Origin of the sequence: Sphingomonas metalli, assembly GCF_014641735.1 — a bacterium.
Classification (GTDB): domain Bacteria; phylum Pseudomonadota; class Alphaproteobacteria; order Sphingomonadales; family Sphingomonadaceae; genus Sphingomonas; species Sphingomonas metalli.
The window spans coordinates 1-669 of sequence record NZ_BMIH01000017.1 but is presented as its reverse complement, the minus strand read 5'-3'; the positions used below and the strand labels follow the sequence as shown (position 1 = coordinate 669).

Annotated in this window: 1 protein-coding gene; it reads right to left on the bottom strand. The window is 71.7% G+C overall.

Going from position 1 to position 669, the window contains the following annotated elements; translation table 11 throughout:
• Nucleotides 1-669: AAA family ATPase (locus tag IEX18_RS18470; protein WP_188661427.1), on the bottom strand; the 669-nt coding region annotated here is incomplete at both ends.

Sequence of the window (669 nt, the reverse complement as noted above, 5' to 3'; positions counted from 1 at the left end):
GGGCGCGGACGAGCTGGCGCTGGTCGGCGAAGTCGTCGCGGCCGTAATGGAGTTGCATGGCCTCGCGGTGCCGCGACATGCCGACATAGGCGCTGTGCCGGTCCATGCCGGGGGTAGCGAGGATGTGCGCGCGATCGACCGTCACGCCCTGCGCTTTGTGGAACGTCGCCGCGTAGCCGTGATCGACCGCGGCATAGTCCGTCCGGTCGAACGTGACGCTTCGGCCCCCGTCCAGCCGGACGGTCATGCCCTCGGGGTTGGCCTGCTCGATCGTGCCAAGCGTGCCGTTCTTCACCCCCAGCGACCGCTCGTTCCGCAGGAACATCAGGCGGTCGCCCGCCGCGAAGCTGCGGGTCCCCCGGTCGGCGCTGAACGCCACGTCCTCGCCCAAGTCGCCGGTCGCGCGAAGCCGCCCCCTCGCCTCCTCGTTCAGCTCGCGGACCTCGGCGTTGGTATGGGTGAGGATGACGCGGGATTTGCCCGGCTCGGCCTGGCGGGCGCGATCCCAGCCGTCCACCAGCTCGCCCCGCGCCTGCTCGCGCGTGTCGGCCGCGTGGACCATGCCCTTGGCATCATAGGCGTGGATCGCCTCGCCGGTGCGCCCGGTCGCCAGCGCGCGCGTGGCGTCGCGCTGCCAGTCCTCGCGCTGCCGGCGTATCTCGGTGATCT